The following is a 23,044-nucleotide window of genomic DNA, read 5'->3' on the forward strand; positions in this document are numbered from 1 at the left end:
ATCATGCTACTTGCTAAGCTATTCCCACATTCGCATCAGGGAAATCATCATGCAGGATATCGAGCGTTTTCTGGCTGGATTCCAGCATTTCCAGCAAAAATACTTTGTTGACCAGCCCGAGCTGTTTGACGATCTGCGTCAAGGCCAGCATCCAGCCACTCTGCTGATCGGATGCTGTGACTCTCGCGCCGACCCAGCCCTGCTGATGGGCTGTGACCCAGGCGATATCTTCACGATTCGAAATGTGGCCGCCTTGGTCCCGCCACTGGAACAGGGCACCACCAATCAGGGTGTTTCCGCAGCAATGGAATTTGCCGTATGCGGCCTGAATGTGGCACGCATCATCGTACTTGGTCATGCATGCTGCGGCGGTATCCGGGCACTGATGCAGGGTGCCGATCAATTGACGCCAGACAGCTTTCTCAGGCGATGGGTCAACATTGCCAAACCAGCTCGTGATCAGGTCCTGCGCGATCCCAACCTACTTACTCCCGAAGCCCAGCAGAAAGCTGCAGAACTCGCATCCATCCTGGTCTCGCTGGAAAACCTACTAACATTCCCCTGGATACGGGAACGGGTCGAAACGGGCAAATTGACCATCCATGGCTGGTACTTCGACATTCAGCAAGGTGCTTTACTGGCCTACTCACCACGACGTGGCACCTTCCTGCCCATGGTCTGCCCGATCGACCGCAAACCAGCCTTCTGACCTGTGGCTTTTCACACCACAGCAGCCCGCAACCCCTCGATTCTGGTACAATTTCCGGTTTTCAGTTAATGAACTGGCGCAACACGCCCGTACAAGGATTGCCGGACATGGAAGCAGAACGCCTCAATCAGATCGTCAACTCGCTACAAGACCTCGCTGCTCGAAACGATGAGCTGCGGAGGTATCTTTGACTACGATCAGAAAAAAGACCGACTTGAAGAAGTTACCCGCCTGACGGAAGACGCCAGTATCTGGAGTGATCCCAAAAAAGCACAGGAACTGGGCAAAGAACGCAAGCTGCTTGAGGGTGTAGTCAACACCATCGATAGCGTTGCCGGCGCCATTGCCGACAGTCTGGAGCTGTTTGAAATGGGTAAATCGGAAGAAGACTGGGACACGGTCATGGCTGTCGAAGCTGATGCCGCCGACATTGAAAAGCGGGTAGCCGATCTGGAATTCCGCCGAATGTTCAACGACCCGATGGATCCGAACAACTGCTTCATCGACATCAAAGCCGGTGCCGGTGGTACTGAGGCGCAAGACTGGGCAGGCATGCTGGAGCGCATGTATCTGCGATACAGTGAGCGCAAGGGGTTCAAGGTCGAAGTTCTGGAAGAGTCCGAGGGTGAAGTGGCCGGCATCTCCAGCGCTACACTGAAAATCTCTGGTGAGTATGCATACGGCCTGTTACGCACCGAAGTGGGCGTTCACCGCCTGGTTCGCGTATCACCGTTCGACTCCAATGCACGTCGCCATACATCGTTCTCCAGCGTGTTCGTATATCCCGAAGTTGACGACAGTTTCGAAATCGAAATCAATCCGGCAGATTTGCGAACCGACACTTTCCGTGCCTCAGGTGCGGGTGGTCAGCACATTAACAAGACCGACTCGGCGGTACGTATCACCCACATGCCGTCTGGCATCGTCGTGCAATGCCAAAATGACCGTTCGCAACACCGCAACCGCGATGAGGCCATGAGCATGTTGCGTGCCAAGCTTTATGAACTGGAATTGCGCAAACGCAACGAAGCCAAACAGGCACTCGAAGACAGTAAATCCGATATCGGCTGGGGCCATCAGATCCGTTCATATGTCTTCGACCAATCCCGCGTCAAAGATCTGCGCACCAACGTAGAAGTGGGTAACGTCAAAGGTGTCATGGATGGTGATCTGGACATCTTCATCGAAGCCAGTCTGAAACAAGGCGTGTAACCAGGCCTTGAGGCTGACCGGCAGCATTTGATGCTTCATCGGAAGACCCGTGCCGGTCAATGCGCCGGCCAACATCAGCGCTGATCACTAAGGATCGACCCACATGCTCAAATACATTGCCATTGTGTTGTTGACGGGAATGACCTTGTCGCTACCCAGCCTGGCTGGCAACACCGCATTACCGAAGCGAGCCGAAGGCGATTATCTATTCAGCCTGATCAAAAAACCGGGCTACAAACAAGCTTGGCAAGCCATGCTTGCTGGCAGCAATGCGCCGACCTGGATCAAGCAGGCCAGCGGCCCTTCGAGCCCCAGCACACAGCTTGCCTATCAAGGCCACCACTACGAACTGGCCAATAGCTGCAAACAACACGATTGCGGCAATAATCGGGTACTGGTTCTATTCGACGTGGCAAAACGTCAAGCCTGGGGGGTTTGGGCCAAACTGCCTGATGACACACCGGTAGCACGCTCCGTTGAGCCAGAGTTGACCTGGTATGGCAAACCGGACGATACGATCCGTCAATTGCTGACAACTGAACTGGATCGTGAACTTAAAAACTGAGGGTTCACCACCTGAGGCAAACATGCCACAACAACTGACCTTCACACACTTTGCCCGCCTGGATCGGGCTGCAACAAGGTAAACATATGAACGAGAACATTGAAGCAGGTGCACCGCATCAAGACGAAAATCAACTCATCGCCGAACGCCGTGCCAAGTTGACGGAAATCCGCAAACAGGGCGTAGCCTTCCCCAACGACTTCAAACGCGAACATCTGGCTGCTGATCTGCATGCCAAATACGCTGGTGTAGAAAAAGAAGCGCTGGAAGCTGACAAGATCGAAGTATCGGTCGCTGGTCGCATGATGTTGAAACGGGTGATGGGTAAAGCCAGCTTTGCCACCCTGCAAGATGGTTCCGCTCGTATCCAGCTGTACGTCGCTAACGATTCCGCTGGCGAAGAAGCCCACGGCGCATTCAAGCACTGGGACTTGGGCGATATTCTGGCCGCACGTGGCACCCTGATGAAAACCCGTACCGGGGAACTGACCGTACTGGTAACCGAAATCCGCCTGCTGGCCAAGGCATTGCGCCCGTTGCCTGAAAAATTCCACGGCATGACCGATCAGGAACAGAAGTATCGCCAGCGTTATCTGGACCTGATCTCCAACGAACAGAGCCGCGACACCTTCATCAAACGCTCCAAGATCATCCAACGCGTGCGAGAAGTCATGGTCAACGAAGGTTATCTGGAAGTCGAAACCCCGATGATGCACCCCATCCCCGGTGGTGCAGCGGCCAAGCCTTTCACCACACATCATAATGCACTGGACATGCAATTGTTCCTGCGCATTGCACCGGAACTGTATCTGAAACGACTGGTGGTTGGCGGCATGGAACGCGTGTTCGAAATCAACCGCAATTTCCGTAACGAGGGGATGAGCACCCGTCATAATCCCGAGTTCACCATGATGGAGTTCTATGAAGCTTACGCTGATTACAAGCGCATGATGGAGCTCACCGAAACCGTGATTCGAGAATGTGCACGCGCCGTACACGGCCACGCCGTCGTCGAATGCCAGGGTAAGGTGGTGGATCTGTCCAAGCCATTTGCACGCCTGACAGTGACTGAAGCCATCCTGAGGTACAACCCGCAATATACCGAAGCACAACTTAACGACCGCGCTTGGCTCAAGGAAGAAATCGAACGCCTAGGCGGCAAGCTGGTGATGACTGACGGCATATCCGGCCTGCAATTCTCGCTATTTGAAGAAACCACCGAAGAAAAGCTATGGGAGCCAACCTACATCATCGATTATCCAATCGAAATTTCCCCGCTGGCACGTGAATCCGACCAGCACAAAGGCATTACCGAGCGCTTTGAATTATTCGTACTGGGTCGCGAGCTGGCCAATGGCTTCTCGGAATTGAATGATCCGGAAGATCAAGCTGAGCGCTTCCTGGAACAAGTTCGCCAGAAAGACGCCGGTGACGACGAAGCCATGCATTACGACGCTGATTACATCCGCGCACTGGAACACGGCATGCCGCCTGCCGGCGGCTGCGGTATCGGTATCGACCGCCTGGTCATGTTGCTGACCGATGCACCTTCAATTCGTGACGTTATTCTGTTCCCGCAAATGCGCCCCGAATAGAATCCAAACCTGTTCAGCCATATGTAGGTTTGCAGAGGTTGTGTAAATTTTGAGCATTTAGGTGAAAAAACCCGTGCTCATTTTAAGAAAGCCCCGACTTTAAGTCGGGGCTTTTCTTTTTCATACATGGAATAGGCTGTGTTTAGGCAGCTCTGCACGAATCCAGTTTTCGTTAAACTAGCAACCTCCCGAAACTAGCAGCCTCCCGCCCTTCGAGAGCGCTCTACCATGCAAGCATCGGGTCAACTGAGTTTCAGCGACATCGAGTACGCAGGCAAAAAGAAAAAGACACGGCGTGAGCTGTTTCTGACCCGGCGGGATGCACTGCTACCTTGCCCTCAAATGGTCGCGCTGATTGCCCCCACTATTCACCCAGCAAGCTGCGAGGCCAATAGCCCTGGGATTTGACCTGCACGCTGCGTATCCATGTGGCCCAGATCGCCTACAACTATTCCGCCCCCGGGATGGAAGATGCACTTTACGAGATCGCAGTGCTGCGTCAATTTTGCCGGGTCGAGCTGACCCATATTCCGGACGAAAGCTCGATTTTACGCTTTCGTCACCTGCTGGAAGCGAACCAACTCGCGGGCGAGCTATTCGGCTTGATCAAGCAGCAGCTGGATGCATAAGGTTTGTTTCTGAAACAAGGCACGATTGTCAATGCCAGCCTGATTGCCGCGCCGAGCTCGACCACCATGCGGGCGACTTCCAGCTTAAAGCTGGCATCATATTCAGTGCGTTTAGACGTCATGTTATTTCCTCGTTAGGATAAATAATGCCCTATCGAGGTGTCTGCTGGGATTAGACCACTACATGCGGGTTGGGGATGGATAGCTGAATGAAGCAGGAAGTAAAACGCCTCGACCAACCGTTAAACAGATGCACTTGGCTTCGGTCATGTGTAACCAAAGTCACGGAAACGGGCGGTGGATTGCAGATGCCTGTTTTGCTGCTGGTTGATATTGTCCGGAAGGCGGCAAGATATTGTCAAAATCATACGTGCATCAGGATAAGTCAATATTAATTAACAAACCATATCCGCAATAACGCATTATGGCTGATATGACAGGTTCTCTTGCCCGGGGCTTGGCATGACAGGATATGCATGACGCACATGCCGTCATTCATCGCTGTGTCGGTATTTGCTCAGGGACACAATGAAAAAGGCAGTCAATCTGCCTTGCTTCGCTTCATCTTTGGCCGAAAACGCCTTGCTCGTATCTTGTCTGGAATCAGGCAAATTGGGCGGTTTTTCGCGGCATCCTTCAACATCTCACCTAGCAACCCAGTGATCGATATCATTTGGCCCGACTGTTGCATTCATTCGAATTCAACACTGAAAATTAGAACATAAGGCATTGATAAGTATCAAAAATCAAACCAACAACAACTATGCAACCCGGCACTTGCCCGTCTAAGATAGAAAGCAGCCAAGCGCAGCAATTGGCCATCAGACACATTGCTACAGATATTAAAACCATCTTCCCTGCATTCCCGTACATATCCCTTCAGAGGAGGCTGTGATGAGAGTCTCGCTGTTGTTCATGCTGTATTTGCTGGCATTACCTGTCAGGGCAGATGTCTTCGACCTGACTGCGACCGTAGGTGGCACCACGGTCAACCGCAGTTTTCGTACCGTCGATGATGCAGCCGATGCGTTGCGCGATCAGGGTATACAAGCGCTGCAACCCAGCTATTCCGGAATCGAAACGGTGCAGATGCAGCTGGATTTTCGCGGTGTTGGCGTGCAGTTGGCATATCCACAAACCAACAGCACCTTGCTGACATTCCAGATTCCCGAATTGGGTATCGACCAGCAGTTTCAAGGTGCCACACGCGATGACAGCCAATCCCAATTCAAGGACTATCTGAAAAAGAATCCCGAACTGCTGGAGCGCTTGCAGAAGCAGTTGGTGCGTGCCTCCGCCGTTGATCCTGTCGCAGGTAACCCGAACAGCCTGGTATCACGCAGTGTTCAGCAGGATTTCAGCACTGGGCTGCTCACTGTCAGTGAGCTGGACAACGGCAGCCGCAATCGGTCCACCCTGATTGGGCTAGGTGTCAGTTACAGTCGGATGGTGAATCAAAGTGTACTAAACCCGCGTGACATCGACAGCAGCAATACCACCCTTCCCTTCTCTTACACCAAGCGTTTTGACAAGCCGGGGCACGAATTGGTGGCAGCACTGAATCTGGGACAAACCGAGGTTGAAGGCGCCAAAGCCTATGATGCTGGCCTGCAGGTGGCCTATCGACAACCGGTCTCTGATAACTGGTTCATCGGCATGAATGGCAGTCTGCGTGCGACCGGCTCGAAAGATCTGGGCTCGGGGGCTGGTATTGCGGGCTTGACCGTCATGAGTTCATACCTGATACGGGCCGATAATTGGGGAATCACGATCGGCAACATGGTGGGCTTTTATTCCACCCTGAAAGTCAAAGTGGGGGATACATCCTACAACCCTGGCATCCGCAACACAGTTTTCCGGAATGGAATACTGGCTGAACAAAAAACCAGCATGACTTTTGATTACCAACCTGTGACCATCGAATATTATCTGATCGATACCCGCTATACCGGCACCAAGTTGTATAACAGGAACCAGGATGAAATTGGCGTGACCATTGGCAGCAAACGCTCACCCAATGCCAGGGCATCCTCCATGCGGGGTGGGTTGGCCTATCTACGCGCACCCCATTCCAAAGGCGTGCAATTCAGCTTTGGCTATTGGTTCTGACCTGCTGGCACGGTATGGCAGGAACAAACAAGGGCAGCCAGCGCTGCCCTTGCCAAATGATGGTGCCAGACCAGCCGTGTCAGCGCGAAATACGAGAGATCGTTTGCGACAACGGTCCATCTGACAAACTCAGTTCCCAATACCCACCAGCTTGCAGTGCCTGAGTGCTAAGCACAATCTTGCCATCCACGACAGACATCGCCAAGGCTGTGCGACGCCCATTGGCTGCCACGTGCACTACGGTCAGGCCTCGTCCTTTCGGCCATGTGAAGCTTGCCTTGCCCGCCTTTTCGGTCACTTGTACACCCAATTCGGCAGTGGCTTGTACCGTTACCGGTTTTGCCCATTGCTTGAGCAGGTTTCCGCTGTAATACAGTTCGACCTTGCTGAGCTTCACATCCGCCTTCAGTTTGAAGGTGACGGACTCCTGCTTCACCGCATGATCTGCCACCTCGGCAATCACAGGTTTCAGCCAGAATGCCTGACCAGCCTGATCCACCGCCCGTATCCAGTACCCATTGTTGGACATGGAACGGAAGGCGGTCTCGCTCACCGTAGCAGGCAACGTTACCGCCAATGCCTGACCCACTACCGAATCCAGCGAAAATTGAGCCCCAGCCCGTTGACTGCCAATCAGGTAGTGCACGACAGACACTGTGGTAGCCGCACTGCGTTCAAGGTTTGCCATGGCGGTCTTCGTCAGTGCTGAGGGGTCAACCAAACCATTCTGCTCACCATGTCGACGAATGCCGTCAGTGGTGTAGTCAGAAATCCATTTCGGATAGCTATAGGACATCACATCCTTATAGTCACTGGCCGCATACCGATTCTTGAAAGTACCTTTAAGTAGATTGATGCCGGAATAGGCACCCATTTGCGCGCCGCCCGCATATGGGTAGCCCGAATCTTCAAAAGTATGATGGCGACCGAAATTGTGCCCAACTTCATGTGCGATCAAGTCTGCCGCATACTCGGAATCGGCATGACCAAAATCCGTATCCTTGGTTGCATCATCGCTCCAGGTACGTGCCCCGACTGATGCATGGCCAGGCACATATCCCAGACCTTGCGAACCCCAGTCAGGCGACACGCCAAAATAGAATTCATATTTGCCGGCATTTTCCGCCAGATGCAATTTGTTCACTTCCACCAGATCACTGTTGGCATTGGGCGCCTCGGCGTAATTCGTGATCATGGGGGTATGTGCAACGACCTGCACATCCGAGATCGGGTACATGGTTTCCAGCACGTCTTTCACCATAGTCACACTCTGCAATGGCGCCGGCGTACCACCCGCACCACGCTGAATCGGGACCAGATGCACTTTCATGCGTGTCTTCAAACTGGTTACAGGCTGTATTGAAGCCTGCGCCACCTTGTTGTTGGAAGGGTCCATCGCGGTGACGCGCAAGGTTTTGAACTTGCCGACGTTTTCCTTGGCAATCACAGCGGTGTAATTGTTGGTTTGCTCATCAATCGCCCCGGTGACGAAGGGGTAGGTATTGTTTCCGCTCAAGGGGCTGGTGAACACCACATTCCCATTGGTATCAAGCCCATCTACCCATACCGTGGATTGCAGCAGCAACGTCGCATTGGTTGTACCCACACGCGCAATCAGCATGAAGGGTTTGTTTGGAATCAATGCCAGGTATAGGCTGTTCGAAGCCATGATGCTGGTTTGCCCCAACGACAGATTGACTGTCAGATTCGATGTCTTGTCGGTTTGAAGTTGAACGGTCGGGCCAATCAACACCGTACCACTCTTGGTTACCAGCTGTAGCGCGCCACTACCCGCCTGTGCTGTATTGATCACAACAGACAAATGGTTATCATCCGTGATCGTCGGCACATAATCCACCCCATTCCAGCGAATGGCCGCCAACTTGCTCAGGCATTGGCCAATCATATTGGTAGTTGCGCCGGATTGGATAATACCGCCCGAGGGTGCAACCAGTGTCACCGGGCACCAAACCGGTGACAGGCTCGGGTTTACACTGCCAGTCAGCGTCACTCTGCCACCGTCGTCGAGCACTGCCGTAATTTCAACAACGGTACCGGTTGCCTGCAGCAAAGATGGCATGCTGAAGCGCAATGCAATCGCATTGTTCGCATCAACCATTTTTTCCAACGTGACGCTACGCCCACCTACTGTCAGTTCAATCACCCGATTCAGATTGCTGCCCGTCAAGGTAACCAGTTCGCCCGGCTGTGGTGATTGAATGGATGCAGCGGTCACAACAGGCGCATTGCCAGTTGGAGTGGGTGTTGGCGTAGGCGTCGGTGTGGGTGTCGGGTTGGGCGTTGGCGTGGGTGATGGTGTTGACGATGGGGTACCACCACCGCCACCACCGCCTCCGCCACAAGCAATCAATGCCATGGTAGCCAGGGCAACTGCAATGGCAGAAGCCATCGAAACCGGACGGGATTGGGGCTGTTCAGTTTTGATCAAACGCAACATCGGGTGAAGCCTCCTTGCGACTCCAAATCATGCATTGGCGCGCCACGCCTAGCGTAGAGCGGATTAACACAACATCATACAATAGCACATTAGAATATTCAATTTAGTTAATATTAGACAGCATCAGCTATTGCACCCATCCCTCCACCGCCACATCCACAACCTCCATCCAACCCTACATGCCATTTTTACATCCATATGGAACACTGGGTGGCGATGACATCCAGCACGCGCTCAACCACATCATTAATTGAACATATTTATATACAAATCATAGACTATTTACGGGTAATCCATGCCAGACCGTCATTACCTTGTCATTAATGTCACCTAGCCTGAAATTGAGGCAAAACAATCACTGCGATCTTGCAGTATTTGTCTCGCCAATCTTCAATCGCCAGGAGAGGAAAAATGGAGAAACAACCCTTACTGAGTTGGCTGGCCGGTATCGCCTTGCTGTTGCATCAGCCAACCACCATTGCAGGGGATCAATCAATCGTGAGACTGATGGCACGTTTTGAAACCGAAGCCAATTTTGATGACAAGGCAGGCGGCAAAGCCAACGCCGATGACCCCGCAATCTGGGCTCACCCGGATCGGTCAGCAGAGAGCTTTGTCATTGGTACCTTGAAGGAAGGCGGGCTGACCGTGTTTGATCTACACGGCAAAACGTTACAGCGGGTTGCCACGCCCATCGCGCCCAATCCAGGCGATAAACCAGGCCGTTTCAATAATGTGGACATCCTGCCGCAGTTCGAACTGAACGGTCGGATAGTAGATCTGGCGATCGTGACTGATCGCGGATCAGACAAGCTGCGTATCTATCGCATCAACCCGGGCTACAAGCACCGTGGCACACAGCCCTTGACCGATATCACCTCGCCACACGTGCCTTGGGTCTTCAGCCAAAGCCAACATGAAGTCAACCAGCAACAGACCGCTTATGGACTGGCAACAGGATGGTTGCAAGGTCAACCAATCGCTATTGCCAGCCAACGCAACCAGTCCCGGCTTGCCAAGCTGGTGCTGATTGCGCTGCCGGATGACACAGTCAGCTACCGGTTGCATGAGCGTATCCTCCTGCCCGGTCGATTCACGTTACCGGATCATCACACATGGTCACCATGCCTGGGTAATGATGGCGAATCGGCACAAATTGAGGGCATGGTGCTGGATAGCCAGCAAGGCATGCTTTATGCGGCACAGGAGACCGTTGGAATTTGGGGAATTCCCTTGAAACATGTTGGCAAACCAACGTTGCTGGATAAGGTGAAAACCTTTGGTGTGCCCTACGACCGCATCTGGGATACAGAGGAAGAAGAATACAACTGCACCTATCGCCTGGATCAAGATCGTGGCTTTGGCGGCCATCATCTGGCTGCAGATGTAGAAGGCCTGACTTTGCTACGTCAACAGCATGATGATGATACCTACCTGCTCGCCTCCAGCCAGGGGGACAGCAGCTTTATGGCTTATCGCATCAAGGACAGTGGCAACTTGAAAGCCAAAGGACGGTTCACCATCACCGATGGGCATCGATCTGACAGCGTACAACGCTGTGATGGCGCAGCGGTTAGTACCGCTGCATTAGGGCTCGACTTTCCCGATGGATTGCTGGTAGTACACGATGGAGACAACACACCCGTCGTACTTAATGACAAGGGTAAACCTCGAGAAAACACCAACTTCAAGTTGCTACCGATACAACAGCTGACTGATGCGCTGAATTTGGATTAACTGTTCACCAAGCCGTCACCCTGAGGGGACTGAATAGTCCCCTTCAGCCTGAACGTCACTTTTTCAGTCGCAAATTTGTAGTGCAATGCACCAATTTGTGGCACCGGAATAGTGAAACATCAGTCACAACGCGTAATTCTCTTTTTCGCATTACAACATACCGAATATCAAATATAGAAGTGATCGCCAGTCAATTGCACCGCGATGGTGCATTCAATTTGAAACCATCACATTTGTTTACATTTACTGTCATTAATGAATTAAATGTTGTTAACATATGAAACGGATTGCAGATGATCGCATGTCCGATTTCACACAAACAATAATTCAAGGAGAGGTAATGAAGGCTATTCGTACCTTGTCAGCATTCGTATTATTCGCTTTGGCTGGCACCGCAAGTGCAACGCCGCTGATCGAAGGCTTTGACAACATCACATCCCTGCCTGGCGCTGGCTGGTCTTTCATCAATAACAGTACCGATGCGGGCTCTACATGGTTCCAAGGTAACGAGGGCATTTTCGGCGCCAAAGACGGTGCCGCCAATTCCTATATTGCAGCCAACTTGACCAGCACCAACAGTATGCTTGGTACCATCAGCAATTGGTTGCTCAGCCCCACTTTATCGCTGCGCGGTGGCGAAACCCTCTCGTTCCTGACACGCACAGAAGCAGGCTCCCTCAATGCAGATCGACTGGAAATCCGCCTCAGCAAAAATGGTAATACCAGCCAGGTTGGCAATGCCACCGATAGTCTGGGTGATTTCAGCCTGCTATTGTCCTCGGTCAATCCGAACCTTGTCCCTGATGGATTTCCAACTGACTGGCAAATGTTCAGCGTAGTCATTCCCGACCTGAAGGGGCTGACCGATGCTCGCCTAGGTTTCCGTTATTGGGTGACCGATACCGGTATCAACGGCAGCAATGGCAATTACATTGGGCTGGATAACGTCAGCGTCGTCCCGACACCATCCTCACTGGCCTGCCTGGGCCTGGGATTGTTCGGTCTGATGGCCTCCGTGCGCCGCCGTACTTGATTCTCAATCGTTAACGAATTTCTCGACCGGCGCGTCGAGCTACCTGTGCATCGTCTCGATGCCACAGCAGGCAGACTGTTGCCGTCGATTTGATAAAGGATTTCGTGATGAAAACCCGTCTCATCCATCGTGCAGGTATGTTGCTGGCCACCTTGCTGGCCATTGGTTGCGCCCATGCCACAGACACAACCCCAGTTGCAGACCACACCCAAGTTGAAATGAAAGTGTATCGCGACCCCGTCACTGGCCAGCTGCGCGAGCCAGAACATGATGAATTGGCCAACACCAATCGCGTCAAACGTGCGGTACGCGCCCAACCGATGGCCGCACCTGTTGCCCAGCCACAAATGAAACGTACTCGTAGTGGCGGCGTTGCCATGATGGTGACCGAAGACCAGATGAACTATTCCGTCGCCGTTCGCAAGGCGGATGGCTCTGTCGACATGCATTGCGTAGAAGGCCAGGAAGCCGCCGAAAGTCTGTTGAAAAACGCCCCTACCGCCCAAACGCAAAAGGAACACAGCCATGAACGTTAAACAGTTGACCCGAAATGTTACGCTGGCCTTGATATTGGGCGCCATGCCGTTGATCGCCCAGGCAGCAGCGGAAATCATCGTCGTCAATGCCGATGAGCCCGGTGAAGGCTTCAATGACCCGACACCAGTACAGCCTATTGGTGGCAATAATGGCTTGACGCTTGGTCAACAACGGCTGAACGCGTTCCAATACGCCGCCAACATCTGGGGACGGCAGCTGGACAGCGCCGTGCCAATTCGTATCAAATCCAACTTTGACCCGTTGGCCTGCGAAAAAGACAGTGCCACGCTTGGCAGTGCCGGGCCGCTGATGGTGAACCGCGACTTTGCCGGTGCTCCACGAACCAATACCTGGTATCACGGTGCACTGGCCAATAAGTTGCTGGAGGCTGACGATTTTGAAGGCGAACCGGTTATCCGTGCCCGTTTCAACTCCAATCTGGGCAAGGAAAACTGCCTGGAAGGCGGTGGCTTTTACCTGGGACTGGATGGCCAGCATGGCCACCTGACCGATCTGGTCGGTGTATTGCTGCATGAATTTGGCCATGGTCTGGGTTTTTCGAACCTGACCAATGGCCAGACTGGCCGTCGTTACAATGGCATTCCCTCCATGTGGGACTACCACTTGTACGATCTGACAGCGCAAAAGAGCTGGGTAGAGATGACCGATGCAGAACGCGTTGCCTCCGGCGTCAATTCACGTAAGCTGATCTGGCGCGGTCAGAATGTGACTCAAGCCGCACCACGCGTCCTGCAAGGCGCGCCCGAACTGCGCATCAGCGGCCTGGCCTCGGTCATTGGCACTTACCAGATCGGTACTGCCAGCTTTGGCCCGCAGATTACTGCAGCAGGCACCTCAGCAGAAGTCATGCCCGTCGTCGATCAAACCGATGGCCGTGGCCTGGCGTGCGACCCGCTGACCGCCAATAATGCGTCGGCAATTCGCGGCAAGATTGCCCTGGTTGACCGTGGCACGTGCTCGTTCAACATCAAGGTGAAAAATGCTCAACTGGCAGGCGCTGTGGGCGTGCTGGTTGCCGACAATGCCGCCGGATCGCCACCACCCGGACTGGGTGGATCGGATCCCACCGTGACCATTCCGGCAGTCCGCATTACGAAAGATGACGGCGAGAAGTTGAAATTGGCACTCAAGCAACGTTCACGTAATCGCAGTGGGATTTATGCCGCACTCGGGATCAGTGCCACACAACGTGCTGGTAGTGACGAAGCTGGCCGCCTGCTGATGTTTGCTCCCAATCCTTACCAGCCAGGTTCGTCTGTTTCGCACTTTGATACCAGTGCGAGCCCGGATTTGCTAATGGAACCGTTCAACACTGAAAGCGTGAAACGTAATCTGGATGCACCGCATGACCTGACGTTCCCGTTATTGCGCGATCTGGGCTGGTAAGTCAGCCTACGACACTTTGGTGCATATGCTGCACCAAAGTGTTGCTCAATCAACAACAGCATGTCCAATTGCGGGCAAATATGCAACGCAGCCTTGATTACGCCAATTAACATCATTAATTTCGGATGTAAATAATTAACACATCAACCCAAAAACATAATGGGTTTAGAACAAATCAAATCAACACCTACCTATTAAGTTCAAATACTTAATAAAACCTACCCTTCCTCATTGATTGGCAATATGTGCATATAAAGCTCATATTTGCCCCACCACCCTCACTTCAAGCAACACGCTGGAACAGTCCTTGCTAAGCCAGTCATGGCATAGCGGGTCATGACATTTTGCACAGCGCAATGATCTGAAAGAAAAATCACGACCGAGCAATAAACCACCCATCGCCACTCAAACAATAGAGAAATAACATCAATTTTCTTCGAAAGGGTATTGCAAACAGCAATAAGAATGCTGTTAATATAAATAACAGAACACGCCAAGATTGCGAGTTCAAATAAATAACAAGAGAGAGGGAATAAATCGTGAAACCAATCACAACAATAGGGATCGCGGTATTGGCGGGTGGCCTGCTGGTGGCCACCCCCGCTTTTGCAACAGAGGATGCCAGCACCAACGAAAGTCAATTGAAGGTGTATCGTGATCCGGTCACAGGCAAATTGCGCGAAGCAGAGCATGATGAACCCAGCAAGCCTGCGGCACGCTCCAAACGCAGCATTCAACCGCTGGCTGCACCGGCAGCAGTGATCGAGCCACAAGCTCGCCGTACCCGCAGTGGTGGCACAGCCGTCAAACTCGGCGAAGAACACATGAACTATTCGGTGGCGGTCCGGAAGGCTGATGGTTCCATCGATACCCATTGCGTTGAAGGTAAAGCCGCTGCAGACACACTACGCCAAAACGGCACAGTTGTTTCCAAGCAAGTTGAGGAGACCAGCCATGATCATTAAACGCTGCGTTCTCTGCGTTTCCACCGCGCTGGCATGCCTGGCAATACCAACCATGGCATCGGCTGCCGCCCAGATCATCATTGTCAATGCCGATGGCCCAGGCGAAGGTTTCAACGACCCGACACCAGTCGCGCCAATTGGCGGTAATGCCGGCACGACACTAGGGCAGCAGCGCCTCAATGCTTTTCAGGCTGCGGCCGATCTGTGGGGCAAAAAACTGAATAGCTCCGTGCCCATTCGTATTCAATCCAACTTCGACCCACTGGAATGCGACAAGGATAGTGCCACGCTAGGCAGCGCGGGCCCACTTGAGGTTGGGGCTGATTTTCCCGGTGCCCCTAAACGCAACACCTGGTACCACGGCGCACTGGTCAACAAGCTGTTGGGGCAGGATGACTTTGATGGTCAGCCGGTGATTCGCGCACGTTTCAACAGCAATCTCGGCCAGGAAAACTGCTTGGCAGGTGGGGGCTTTTATCTGGGGCTGGACGGCAATCACGACAAGTTGACTGACCTGGTTGGCGTGCTGTTGCATGAATTTGGCCACGGCCTGGGCTTTTCCAATCTGACCAATGGCCAGACGGGCAAGCAATTGAATGGCAAGCCCTCAGCCTGGGATCATCTACTACTGGACACCAGCAACAACAAACGCTGGTCCAACATGACCACCAGCGAACGCGTTGCATCAGGTACCAATGCACGCAAGCTGGTCTGGACCGGCTCGAACGTGACTCGCGAAGCCAGTAAAGTGTTGAGCAAGGGCGTCCCGGAGCTGCGCGTGACCAGTCCCAGCCTGATCTCGGGCAATTATCTGGCAGGGCCCGCTGACTTTGGCCCGAAACTGACGGCACAAGGTCTGGCCGGTACCGTAGCCGGCTTCGCTGACCAAGCTGATGGCAAGGGCCTGGCTTGTGATGCGATTTCGTCCGGCAATGCAGCCCTGCTGATTGGCAAAATTGCGCTGATTGATCGTGGGAATTGCAACTTCACCACCAAAGTCAAAAATGCCCAAGTGGCGGGTGCCGTTGGTGTCATCGTGGTAGACAATACCCCCGGCTCCCCTCCACCAGGTTTGGTTGGCAGTGATGAGACCGTCACCATCCCGTCGATCCGTATCACGCAACAAGACGGCGACAAGCTCAAGTCCAGCTTGAACAGCGGCCGGACACTACGGGTCACGCTGGGATTGAACACCAAGCAATATGCGGGTGCCGATCTGGTCGGCCGGGTGCAGATGTATACGCCCAATCCCTATCAGCCTGGTTCATCGGTTTCACATTTCGACACCCTGGCCAGCCCGAACCTGTTGATGGAGCCGCACAATACCGATGAGGTGAAACGATCTGTGGACAGCCCACAGGATTTGACTTACCCACTGTTGCGAGACATTGGCTGGTAACACCTAAAAAGTATCAGGTCGGGCACGATGCATCTGCCCAAACCAGCCATGGTCAACGACGCCCGGCCACTGGTTACAAAGTAAAACGCCTCCCGGCAACCTACATGACAAGTAGGTTGCCGTCTTTTTCTGACCATCGTTCATATATTCGGTGTCGGATATCCACAGTCCGGATTGCCACAATAGCTTGGCCAATCAACGCTGCAGTATTGTCACGGCTCCCCACCATTGAGCCAAAGCAATGAAAAAGCCCTTCTATAAAGTCCTGTACGTACAGGTACTGTTTGCGATTGTGGCCGGCGTACTGCTCGGTTATTTCGAACCCAAACTGGGTGTGGATCTGAAGCCGCTTGGCGAAGGCTTCATCAAGCTGGTCAAGATGATCATCGCACCGGTAATCTTCTGTACTGTCGTGCACGGTATCGCCGGCATGCAGGACATGAAAAAAGTAGGCCGTGTTGGTGGCAAGGCACTGATCTACTTTGAAGTCGTCTCCACCATTGCGCTGGTAATCGGCCTGCTCGTCGCCAACGTATTTACCCCAGGTGCCGGTTTCAATGCCAACGTCGCCACGCTGGATGCCTCTGCGGTAGAGAAATACACGCAGAAAGCCCATGCTCAGTCCACCGTCGATTTTCTGCTGAATATCATCCCCAACACCTTCATGGATGCGTTTGCCAAAGGCGATATCCTGCAAGTACTGTTGCTGGCAATCCTGTTTGGCTTCTCGCTGTCCATGCTGGGCAACAAAACCAAGCCAGTGACAGATCTGATCGACAATCTGTCCCATGTCCTGTTCGGCATCGTCAACATCGTGATGAAAGCCGCCCCGATTGGTGCGTTTGGCGCTATGGCCTTCACCATTGGCAAATATGGTATCGATTCGCTGTTGCCAATGGCAAAGCTGATGGGTGCTTTCTACCTGACCTGCATCCTGTTTGTGGTATTGGTGCTGGGCAGCATTGCCCGAGCCATGGGTTTCAGCATCTTCAAATTCATCCGTTACATCAAGGAAGAACTACTCATTGTGCTGGGTACCAGCTCCAGCGAAAGCGCCCTTCCCCGCCTGATGAATAAAATGGAACGTCTTGGTTGCTCCAAACCCGTAGTGGGCTTGGTAGTACCGACTGGTTACTCGTTCAATCTGGACGGTACCAATATCTATATGACCATGGCTGCCTTGTTCATCGCCCAAGCAACCAATACGGATCTGACCCTAGGCCAGCAGCTGACGATTCTGGCTGTTGCCATGCTGACTTCCAAAGGCGCAAGCGGCATCACTGGTGCAGGCTTCATCACCCTGGCTTCAACTCTGGCAGTCATTCCGAGCATTCCGGTAGCCGGTATGGCCCTGATTTTGGGCATCGACCGGTTCATGAGTGAGGCCCGTGCGCTGACCAATTTCGTCGGCAATGCGGTAGCCACCGTTGTGATTTCCCGCTGGGAGAAAGAACTGGACCAAGCCAAGCTGGAACGGGTCTTGTCTGGTGCACCAGATGAAGAACCGGAAATGCCTGAAGTACTCAGCCATTTGACCAATACTGAAGCATCACCCCGCAATGTTCAGTTACAAAACTGAATCTCCAGATAACAAACAGCCCCGATTTCGGGGCTGTTTGTTTTTTAGCGATAGCACGATTCGGTCCTGCCGGTGAACCGGATCAATCCTCCAGCTCATCTGCTGCACGCTGCTGGTCCAGGCGCTCCATCGCCTCCACCGAAACCGCTTCCGCAGCCTCGTTGTAAAACTGCGTCGCCTGATCCATCTTCTTGTTACCGAACAAATTGATCAACGCATTCGCGTACTCGATACGCGCCACTGCAGAATCCGGCATCAAGGCAATTGCTTTGTCAAAATGTTCGATGGCTTGATCCTTGCTGGCACCATAGGTCAACCCAGCCATCATGCCGCCTACTTTACCGACGATCTCTGCATGGTAGCTGCCATAAGCCGCATGGGCTTCCCCATGCTCAGGTGCAATCGCCAGTGTTTTATCCAATGCAGCCTTGATCTTGCCAGCCAAGCCCTCTGCAAGTGCCTTAGCAATGGAGATGGTCTGACCATAACGGCCTGCTGCCATGGCGTAGAAATAATAGCTGTTGGGATTATCCGGCATGACCTCCTGAGCCGCTTCCGCCAGCGTCATCGCAGTCTGGAATGCCTCCATCTTGGCACGCTCATCATCCAACAATGCCGCTGCGTGAATCGCCAATGCCTTGGCAGCAGCGGTCAATCCTTCGCCGCCAGCTTCAGTTCCAATTGCATAGGCCTGCTCAAAATTACCCTGATGGTATTGGCGCCACGCCTCTTGTGCCTGTTTGTCTGCTGGATAAGGTTCGCAATCGCCACGATGCAATCTTGCCCAGTTCTTCTTAAGTGCCGTGCTGGCGTAGACATAGTTGTCCGACGGGTATGGAAAGGTCTTCCACTTCAGTGCTGCCATGCTGCGCTCCCTTATCGTGGGCAGCTTACGCACCGTCAAGCGTCTGACGCTGTCTAGTGGTGCCGTTCAGCCGACCCTATTGTGATGGGGCTCCTGACAAATGTACCAGTCGTTGCGCATGGCGGCAGGCATGATGACGACATATTGCAATGCCTGCAGACATTTCGTTCGGGCGCAGCAACCATGTCATGCCAAGGCCCTGGCTTTGTACGTCCATTTCGGACATCACATCGCGACCAGTCAAATCAATACTGAATCGGCAATGGCTCAAGGCTACGCCACATATACCATGTAGCGACCGAATGCCATGGCTGCCAACGACGCGCCACCTCTCGCATCTTCAGTTTGCTGATCGGCTGGCCATCGTTGTAATGCATGCTCATGGCACGCTGCAGGCCGATATCATCCACCGGCAGCACATTGGGCCGTGCCATGAAGAAAATCAGGAACATCTCGGCGGTCCACTGCCCGATGCCTTTGATGGAGGTCAACCGCTTGATCACTTCTTCATCGGTCAACTGCTCCCACTCCGCAGCTTGATATGGCGTGGCGATGAAATAGTGGGACAGCTCGTGCAAATACATGGCCTTGCGACTGGAAAGTCCACAACCTTGCAGATCAGGCAATTCATGTCGCAACAAGTCATGTGGCGACATCTCACCTACTTTTTCCAGCACACGCGCCCAGATCGACTCTGCCGCCTTCAGTGAGACCTGCTGGCCCACAATCGAACGCGCCAGCGTAGTGAATGCGTCACCACGGCTACGCATGTGTAACGGCCGATTACCAGCAATCAGCTTGGCTAACAGCTCATCAGCCTCAGCCAGCTCTTGCGTAGCTTGTTCCCAATAAGAAGGCGTAACGATTGCGTTCAAACGATAACCTCAGTTTCCCGCAACCATCATGCGATCAATCAAAATCGAACCGCATTGCTTGCTGCCACGTACCAGCACATCGTTGCCTACTGCAACAATGCCCTTGAACATATCCTTGAGATTGCCCGCGATGGTGATTTCTTCAACAGGGTACTGGATCTGGCCATTTTCCACCCAGAAGCCAGCCGCACCACGTGAGTAATCACCCGTCACCGGATTGATACCATGTCCCAACAATTCCGTTACGACCAAGCCGCGATCCATCTTGTGCAACAGTGCCTCAAAATCCTCACCCGTGCTATCCACCAACAGGTTATGGCAGCCACCTGCATTGCCAGTGGATTGCATACCCAGCTTTCGGGCGGAATAGCTGCCCAGGAAATAGCCATTGAGGACACCATCTTTCACCAGCTCACGATCACGGGTCAACACACCTTCCGCATCGAAGGGCGAACTCGCCAGACCTTTGACCAGATGAGGCAACTCACGAATCTGCACAATCGGGGAAAAAATCTGCTGCCCCAAGCTATCCAGCAGGAAGCTGGAACGACGATACAACGCACCTCCACTGACCGCGCTGACCAGGCTACCAATCAAGCCGGCCGCCAATGATGCCTCAAACAGCACCGGCACCTGGGTAGTATTGATTTTGACGGCGCCCAGACGACGGGCAGTCCGCTCTCCAGCAATACGGCCAACTTGTGCGGCCGATTCCAAATCAGCTGCGGCGCGGGCAACGCTATACCAATAGTCGCGCTGCATGGCACCATCCGCTTCGGCAATCACGGATGCCGACAGGCTATGGCGCGAGGATTCATAGCCATCACAGAACCCTAGGCTGTTACCGTAAATGAAATGCGATTGCTGAGTGGAAACCGTCGCCCCTTCAGAGTTGCTGATACGGGGATCGGCTGCTTGTGCAACTGCTTCACATTCACGAGCCAGCTCAATCGCATGCTCAACAGGCAGAGCCCATGGAAAACAGAGGTCAATCGCGGGGGTTTGCCTTGCCAGCAAAGCAGGATCTGCCAACCCGGCACAATCATCTGCTGCGGTATAGCGAGCGATCGACAATGCTGCCTTGACAGTATCAGCAATCGCACGCGGCGAAAAATCCGAGGTACTGGCGTGGCCTTTTTGTTGCCCAATGTAGACAGTGACCCCCACGCCTTTGTCGCGGTTGTATTCAATGGTTTCCACCTCACCCAACCGTACCGTCACATTCTGGCCGAACCCTTCAGATATCTCGGCTTCACAAGCGGTTGCGCCATTGGACGCGGCTTGGCGCAAGATGTCTTGAACGATATCGGTCAGGCGATCACGGGAATAGGCAAAAGCCTCGTTTGTGGCTGTTACGGTTTGTGTCATGAGGTCTTTTTCTTGTGCGGTTGCATGCGGTTGCCGACATCAACGCTGCCGGTAAACGGTCGTTTCAGCTATCATACCAAAGTTTCCAGACTCCTATTCATCATCAGGGTGTGACTCCCTGCAATGCCATGCATCAAGAAGACCAAGAACCCATTAGCAAGACCCGCCGCAAACAGGACATGCAAGATCTGCAAGACCTGGGTGCTGCCCTGGTCAAACTGTCGAAAGACCAATTGAAACAACTGGATCTGCCGGAAAAGCTGCGCGATGCCGTCAAAGAGGCACAACGCCTGACCGCTCATGGTGCGATCCGTCGCCAACTTCAGTATATTGGCAAAATCATGCGAGAAGTGGACCCAGTACCAATCCAGGCTTACCTGGATCGGCTATCCGGTGAATCAGCCGAGCATACAGCCTGGTTACACCAACTGGAACGCCTGCGTGATCGCCTGATGGCAAGCGATGAAGCCCTGCAAACCTTACTTGCGCAACACCCTCAGCTGGATGTGCAGCAAATGCGTACCATGATCCGCAATGCCCGTAAGGAACGCGAGGAGAACAAGCCGCCAAAACACTTTCGCGCATTGTTCCAAACCCTGCGTGAGCTGATTCCAGAACCCGCATTGCCAGGCCGTCCCGCTACCAGCCAGTCCACAGAACAAGGGGGTGAAGCATGAACCAAGTTTTGCGAGTCGGGCTGGTGTCGATTAGCGACCGCGCCAGCCAGGGCGTTTATGAAGACAAGGGCATCCCTGCACTGACTGATTGGTTGCAAACCGCCGTGAATAACCCGGTCGACTTTGTAACCCATCTTATTCCAGATGAACAACCCATTATTGAAGCCACTTTACGCGCCTTGGTGGATGACGATGGTTGCCATCTGGTGCTTACCACCGGCGGCACAGGCCCAGCCGAGCGCGATGTTACACCTGAAGCGACACTAGCCGTCGCAGACAAGGTCATGCCGGGCTTTGGTGAACAAATGCGGCAAATCAGCCTGCATTATGTGCCGACGGCCATTCTCTCCAGGCAAGTAGGGGTGATTCGAAAAGGCGCGCTGATCCTCAACCTGCCTGGTCAACCCAAAGCCATCAAGGAAACGTTGGAAGGCGTCAGGGATGCCGCAGGAGAAACACGGGTATCAGGTATATTTGCAGCGGTGCCATACTGCATCGACCTGATTGGCGGACCTTACATCGAAACCAATGAAACCATCATCAGGGCATTCCGCCCCAAGTCAGCACAGAAGCCAACGCCATGAGCACCCTCGACCTGCCCTGTGTTGAGATTGATCATCCCGATGCACGCCACAGCATCATTTGGTTGCATGGATTAGGCGACGACGGCCACGGCTTTGCACCAATTGTGCCAGTACTGCGCCTGCCAGCCGATGCGGCCGTTCGGTTTGTCTTTCCGCACGCACCAATGCGGCCGGTCACAATCAATGCAGGTTATGTCATGCGGGCCTGGTATGACATTCTGGAAATAGGGGACTTGAACCGCCGATTGGACGAAACCAACATTGTCGAATCTGTTGCCGCCGTTCATCGCTTGATCCAGTGCGAGATTGATCGTGGCATTCTTGCCAATCACATTGTACTGGCAGGCTTTTCCCAAGGCGGCCTGATCGCGCTGAATGCAGGCCTGAGCTTTGCTCAGAGGCTGGCTGGGATTGTTGCCTTGTCCACTTACTGGCCAGAGGCCGAGACTCCCGTGTTGGCACCTCATCCACAACAGGCCTCACTGCCCATATTTTGCGCGCATGGTGATTTCGATACGGTTGTGAACCCCAATCTAGGTCAAGCCGTGCGTGCCCGTCTCCAGTCATTGGGCTATCAAACCACCGCATATCGTTACGACATGGGGCACGAGGTCTGCCAGGACGAAATTCTCGATCTGTCAGACTGGCTACAACAGCATCTGCTGACAGAACACGCCCCGTCAAGCTGACATTTGACGGTAATATCGCCAAAAAAACGGGCAGCGTAAACACTGCCCGTTT

Annotated in this window: 21 protein-coding genes; 17 read left to right on the top strand and 4 right to left on the bottom strand. The window is 53.3% G+C overall.

Annotated elements, in window-relative coordinates:
• Positions 1-49 precede the first annotated feature (49 nt).
• From FFS57_RS17365 to FFS57_RS17395, 7 genes are all read left to right on the top strand, one after another.
• A complete protein-coding gene (locus FFS57_RS17365; protein WP_137939084.1) occupies positions 50-709 on the top strand; it encodes a carbonic anhydrase in 660 nt (219 codons plus the stop codon).
• Between the two features lie 107 nt (positions 710-816).
• Positions 817-1,921 (top strand): peptide chain release factor 2 gene (gene prfB, locus FFS57_RS17370; RefSeq protein ID WP_137939085.1). Its coding sequence is split into 2 segments (ribosomal slippage): positions 817-897 and positions 899-1,921, totalling 1,104 coding nucleotides; the frame shifts between segments, so codons are not numbered across the junction.
• Positions 1,922-2,024: 103 nt separating this feature from the next.
• Entirely contained in the window at positions 2,025-2,486 is a 462-nt protein-coding gene (locus FFS57_RS17375; RefSeq protein WP_137939086.1) for an Ivy family c-type lysozyme inhibitor, read from the top strand.
• Between the two features lie 86 nt (positions 2,487-2,572).
• Entirely contained in the window at positions 2,573-4,081 is a 1,509-nt protein-coding gene (lysS, locus tag FFS57_RS17380; RefSeq protein ID WP_137939087.1) for a lysine--tRNA ligase, read from the top strand.
• A gap of 228 nt (positions 4,082-4,309) precedes the next feature.
• Positions 4,310-4,489 carry a hypothetical protein gene (locus FFS57_RS17385; RefSeq protein WP_137939088.1) on the top strand — a complete coding sequence of 60 codons (180 nt, stop codon included), beginning with the start codon at positions 4,310-4,312 and terminating at the stop codon, positions 4,487-4,489.
• A complete protein-coding gene (locus FFS57_RS17390; protein ID WP_137939089.1) occupies positions 4,486-4,710 on the top strand; it encodes a transposase in 225 nt (74 codons plus the stop codon). Before FFS57_RS17385 ends, FFS57_RS17390 begins: the two co-directional genes overlap by 4 nt.
• A gap of 894 nt (positions 4,711-5,604) precedes the next feature.
• Positions 5,605-6,819 carry a hypothetical protein gene (locus tag FFS57_RS17395; protein WP_137939090.1) on the top strand — a complete coding sequence of 405 codons (1,215 nt, stop codon included), beginning with the start codon at positions 5,605-5,607 and terminating at the stop codon, positions 6,817-6,819.
• Between the two features lie 79 nt (positions 6,820-6,898).
• On the opposite strand, the gene FFS57_RS17400 is transcribed toward FFS57_RS17395, so the two are convergent.
• Complete coding sequence (locus FFS57_RS17400) at positions 6,899-9,277, bottom strand: zinc-dependent metalloprotease family protein (protein ID WP_171014033.1); 2,379 nt, start codon at positions 9,275-9,277, stop codon at positions 6,899-6,901.
• Between the two features lie 411 nt (positions 9,278-9,688).
• On the opposite strand from FFS57_RS17400, the gene FFS57_RS17410 reads away from it, so the two are divergent.
• The 7 genes from FFS57_RS17410 (at position 9,689) to FFS57_RS17440 (ending at position 17,934) form a co-directional block, all read left to right on the top strand.
• Positions 9,689-11,014: a phytase gene (locus FFS57_RS17410; protein WP_137939093.1), complete on the top strand. Its 1,326-nt coding sequence runs from the start codon at positions 9,689-9,691 to the stop codon at positions 11,012-11,014.
• A gap of 340 nt (positions 11,015-11,354) precedes the next feature.
• A complete protein-coding gene (locus tag FFS57_RS17415; protein ID WP_137939094.1) occupies positions 11,355-12,047 on the top strand; it encodes a choice-of-anchor J domain-containing protein in 693 nt (230 codons plus the stop codon).
• 107 nt (positions 12,048-12,154) lie between these two features.
• Positions 12,155-12,583, top strand: a complete 429-nt coding sequence (locus tag FFS57_RS17420; RefSeq protein ID WP_137939095.1) for a post-PEP-CTERM-1 domain-containing protein — start codon at positions 12,155-12,157, stop codon at positions 12,581-12,583.
• Positions 12,573-13,991, top strand: a complete 1,419-nt coding sequence (locus tag FFS57_RS17425; RefSeq protein ID WP_137939096.1) for a PA domain-containing protein — start codon at positions 12,573-12,575, stop codon at positions 13,989-13,991. Before FFS57_RS17420 ends, FFS57_RS17425 begins: the two co-directional genes overlap by 11 nt.
• A gap of 539 nt (positions 13,992-14,530) precedes the next feature.
• Positions 14,531-14,956, top strand: coding sequence for a post-PEP-CTERM-1 domain-containing protein (locus FFS57_RS17430; protein WP_137939097.1), 426 nt, complete (start codon positions 14,531-14,533; stop codon positions 14,954-14,956).
• Positions 14,946-16,355 carry a PA domain-containing protein gene (locus FFS57_RS17435; protein ID WP_137939098.1) on the top strand — a complete coding sequence of 470 codons (1,410 nt, stop codon included), beginning with the start codon at positions 14,946-14,948 and terminating at the stop codon, positions 16,353-16,355. The genes FFS57_RS17430 and FFS57_RS17435 overlap by 11 nt, the downstream gene beginning before the upstream one ends.
• Positions 16,356-16,596: 241 nt before the next feature.
• On the top strand, positions 16,597-17,934 hold the full coding sequence (locus tag FFS57_RS17440; RefSeq protein ID WP_137939099.1) for a dicarboxylate/amino acid:cation symporter: 1,338 nt from the start codon (positions 16,597-16,599) through the stop codon (positions 17,932-17,934).
• Between the two features lie 82 nt (positions 17,935-18,016).
• On the opposite strand, the gene FFS57_RS17445 is transcribed toward FFS57_RS17440, so the two are convergent.
• From FFS57_RS17445 to pmbA, 3 genes are all read right to left on the bottom strand, one after another.
• Positions 18,017-18,799, bottom strand: a complete 783-nt coding sequence (locus FFS57_RS17445) for a tetratricopeptide repeat protein (protein ID WP_137939100.1) — start codon at positions 18,797-18,799, stop codon at positions 18,017-18,019.
• A gap of 245 nt (positions 18,800-19,044) precedes the next feature.
• Positions 19,045-19,674: a DNA-3-methyladenine glycosylase family protein gene (locus FFS57_RS17450; RefSeq protein ID WP_249384048.1), complete on the bottom strand. Its 630-nt coding sequence runs from the start codon at positions 19,672-19,674 to the stop codon at positions 19,045-19,047.
• Positions 19,675-19,683: 9 nt separating this feature from the next.
• Complete coding sequence (gene pmbA, locus FFS57_RS17455) at positions 19,684-21,042, bottom strand: metalloprotease PmbA (protein WP_137939101.1); 1,359 nt, start codon at positions 21,040-21,042, stop codon at positions 19,684-19,686.
• 128 nt (positions 21,043-21,170) lie between these two features.
• Here pmbA and yjgA point away from each other — a divergent pair, with 128 nt between their 5' ends.
• The 3 genes from yjgA to FFS57_RS17470 are packed head-to-tail and all read left to right on the top strand — an operon-like array spanning position 21,171 to position 22,992.
• The gene (gene yjgA / locus FFS57_RS17460; protein WP_137939102.1) at positions 21,171-21,719 is read left to right on the top strand and encodes a ribosome biogenesis factor YjgA; all 549 of its coding nucleotides are present in this window, start codon (positions 21,171-21,173) and stop codon (positions 21,717-21,719) included.
• Complete coding sequence (gene mog / locus FFS57_RS17465; RefSeq protein ID WP_137939103.1) at positions 21,716-22,303, top strand: molybdopterin adenylyltransferase; 588 nt, start codon at positions 21,716-21,718, stop codon at positions 22,301-22,303. The genes yjgA and mog overlap by 4 nt, the downstream gene beginning before the upstream one ends.
• On the top strand, positions 22,300-22,992 hold the full coding sequence (locus FFS57_RS17470; protein WP_137939104.1) for an alpha/beta hydrolase: 693 nt from the start codon (positions 22,300-22,302) through the stop codon (positions 22,990-22,992). Before mog ends, FFS57_RS17470 begins: the two co-directional genes overlap by 4 nt.
• Positions 22,993-23,044: the final 52 nt, after the last annotated feature.

The organism is Chitinivorax sp. B (genome assembly GCF_005503445.1).
In the GTDB taxonomy this organism is placed as follows: Bacteria; Pseudomonadota; Gammaproteobacteria; order Burkholderiales; family SCOH01; genus Chitinivorax.

What these genes read in the sequence shown, in the direction of transcription:
- FFS57_RS17410 (WP_137939093.1), top strand. Translation starts at nt 9,689, where the DNA reads ATGGAGAAACAACCCTTACTGAGTTGGCTGGCCGGTATCGCCTTGCTG.
- FFS57_RS17435 (WP_137939098.1), top strand. Translation starts at nt 14,946, where the DNA reads ATGATCATTAAACGCTGCGTTCTCTGCGTTTCCACCGCGCTGGCATGC.
- FFS57_RS17400 (WP_171014033.1), bottom strand. Translation starts at nt 9,277, where the DNA reads ATGTTGCGTTTGATCAAAACTGAACAGCCCCAATCCCGTCCGGTTTCG.
- FFS57_RS17395 (WP_137939090.1), top strand. Translation starts at nt 5,605, where the DNA reads ATGAGAGTCTCGCTGTTGTTCATGCTGTATTTGCTGGCATTACCTGTC.
- FFS57_RS17445 (WP_137939100.1), bottom strand. Translation starts at nt 18,799, where the DNA reads ATGGCAGCACTGAAGTGGAAGACCTTTCCATACCCGTCGGACAACTAT.
- FFS57_RS17385 (WP_137939088.1), top strand. Translation starts at nt 4,310, where the DNA reads ATGCAAGCATCGGGTCAACTGAGTTTCAGCGACATCGAGTACGCAGGC.
- FFS57_RS17470 (WP_137939104.1), top strand. Translation starts at nt 22,300, where the DNA reads ATGAGCACCCTCGACCTGCCCTGTGTTGAGATTGATCATCCCGATGCA.
- FFS57_RS17415 (WP_137939094.1), top strand. Translation starts at nt 11,355, where the DNA reads ATGAAGGCTATTCGTACCTTGTCAGCATTCGTATTATTCGCTTTGGCT.
- yjgA (WP_137939102.1), top strand. Translation starts at nt 21,171, where the DNA reads ATGCATCAAGAAGACCAAGAACCCATTAGCAAGACCCGCCGCAAACAG.
- lysS (WP_137939087.1), top strand. Translation starts at nt 2,573, where the DNA reads ATGAACGAGAACATTGAAGCAGGTGCACCGCATCAAGACGAAAATCAA.
- FFS57_RS17425 (WP_137939096.1), top strand. Translation starts at nt 12,573, where the DNA reads ATGAACGTTAAACAGTTGACCCGAAATGTTACGCTGGCCTTGATATTG.
- FFS57_RS17440 (WP_137939099.1), top strand. Translation starts at nt 16,597, where the DNA reads ATGAAAAAGCCCTTCTATAAAGTCCTGTACGTACAGGTACTGTTTGCG.
- FFS57_RS17365 (WP_137939084.1), top strand. Translation starts at nt 50, where the DNA reads ATGCAGGATATCGAGCGTTTTCTGGCTGGATTCCAGCATTTCCAGCAA.
- FFS57_RS17420 (WP_137939095.1), top strand. Translation starts at nt 12,155, where the DNA reads ATGAAAACCCGTCTCATCCATCGTGCAGGTATGTTGCTGGCCACCTTG.
- pmbA (WP_137939101.1), bottom strand. Translation starts at nt 21,042, where the DNA reads ATGACACAAACCGTAACAGCCACAAACGAGGCTTTTGCCTATTCCCGT.
- mog (WP_137939103.1), top strand. Translation starts at nt 21,716, where the DNA reads ATGAACCAAGTTTTGCGAGTCGGGCTGGTGTCGATTAGCGACCGCGCC.
- FFS57_RS17375 (WP_137939086.1), top strand. Translation starts at nt 2,025, where the DNA reads ATGCTCAAATACATTGCCATTGTGTTGTTGACGGGAATGACCTTGTCG.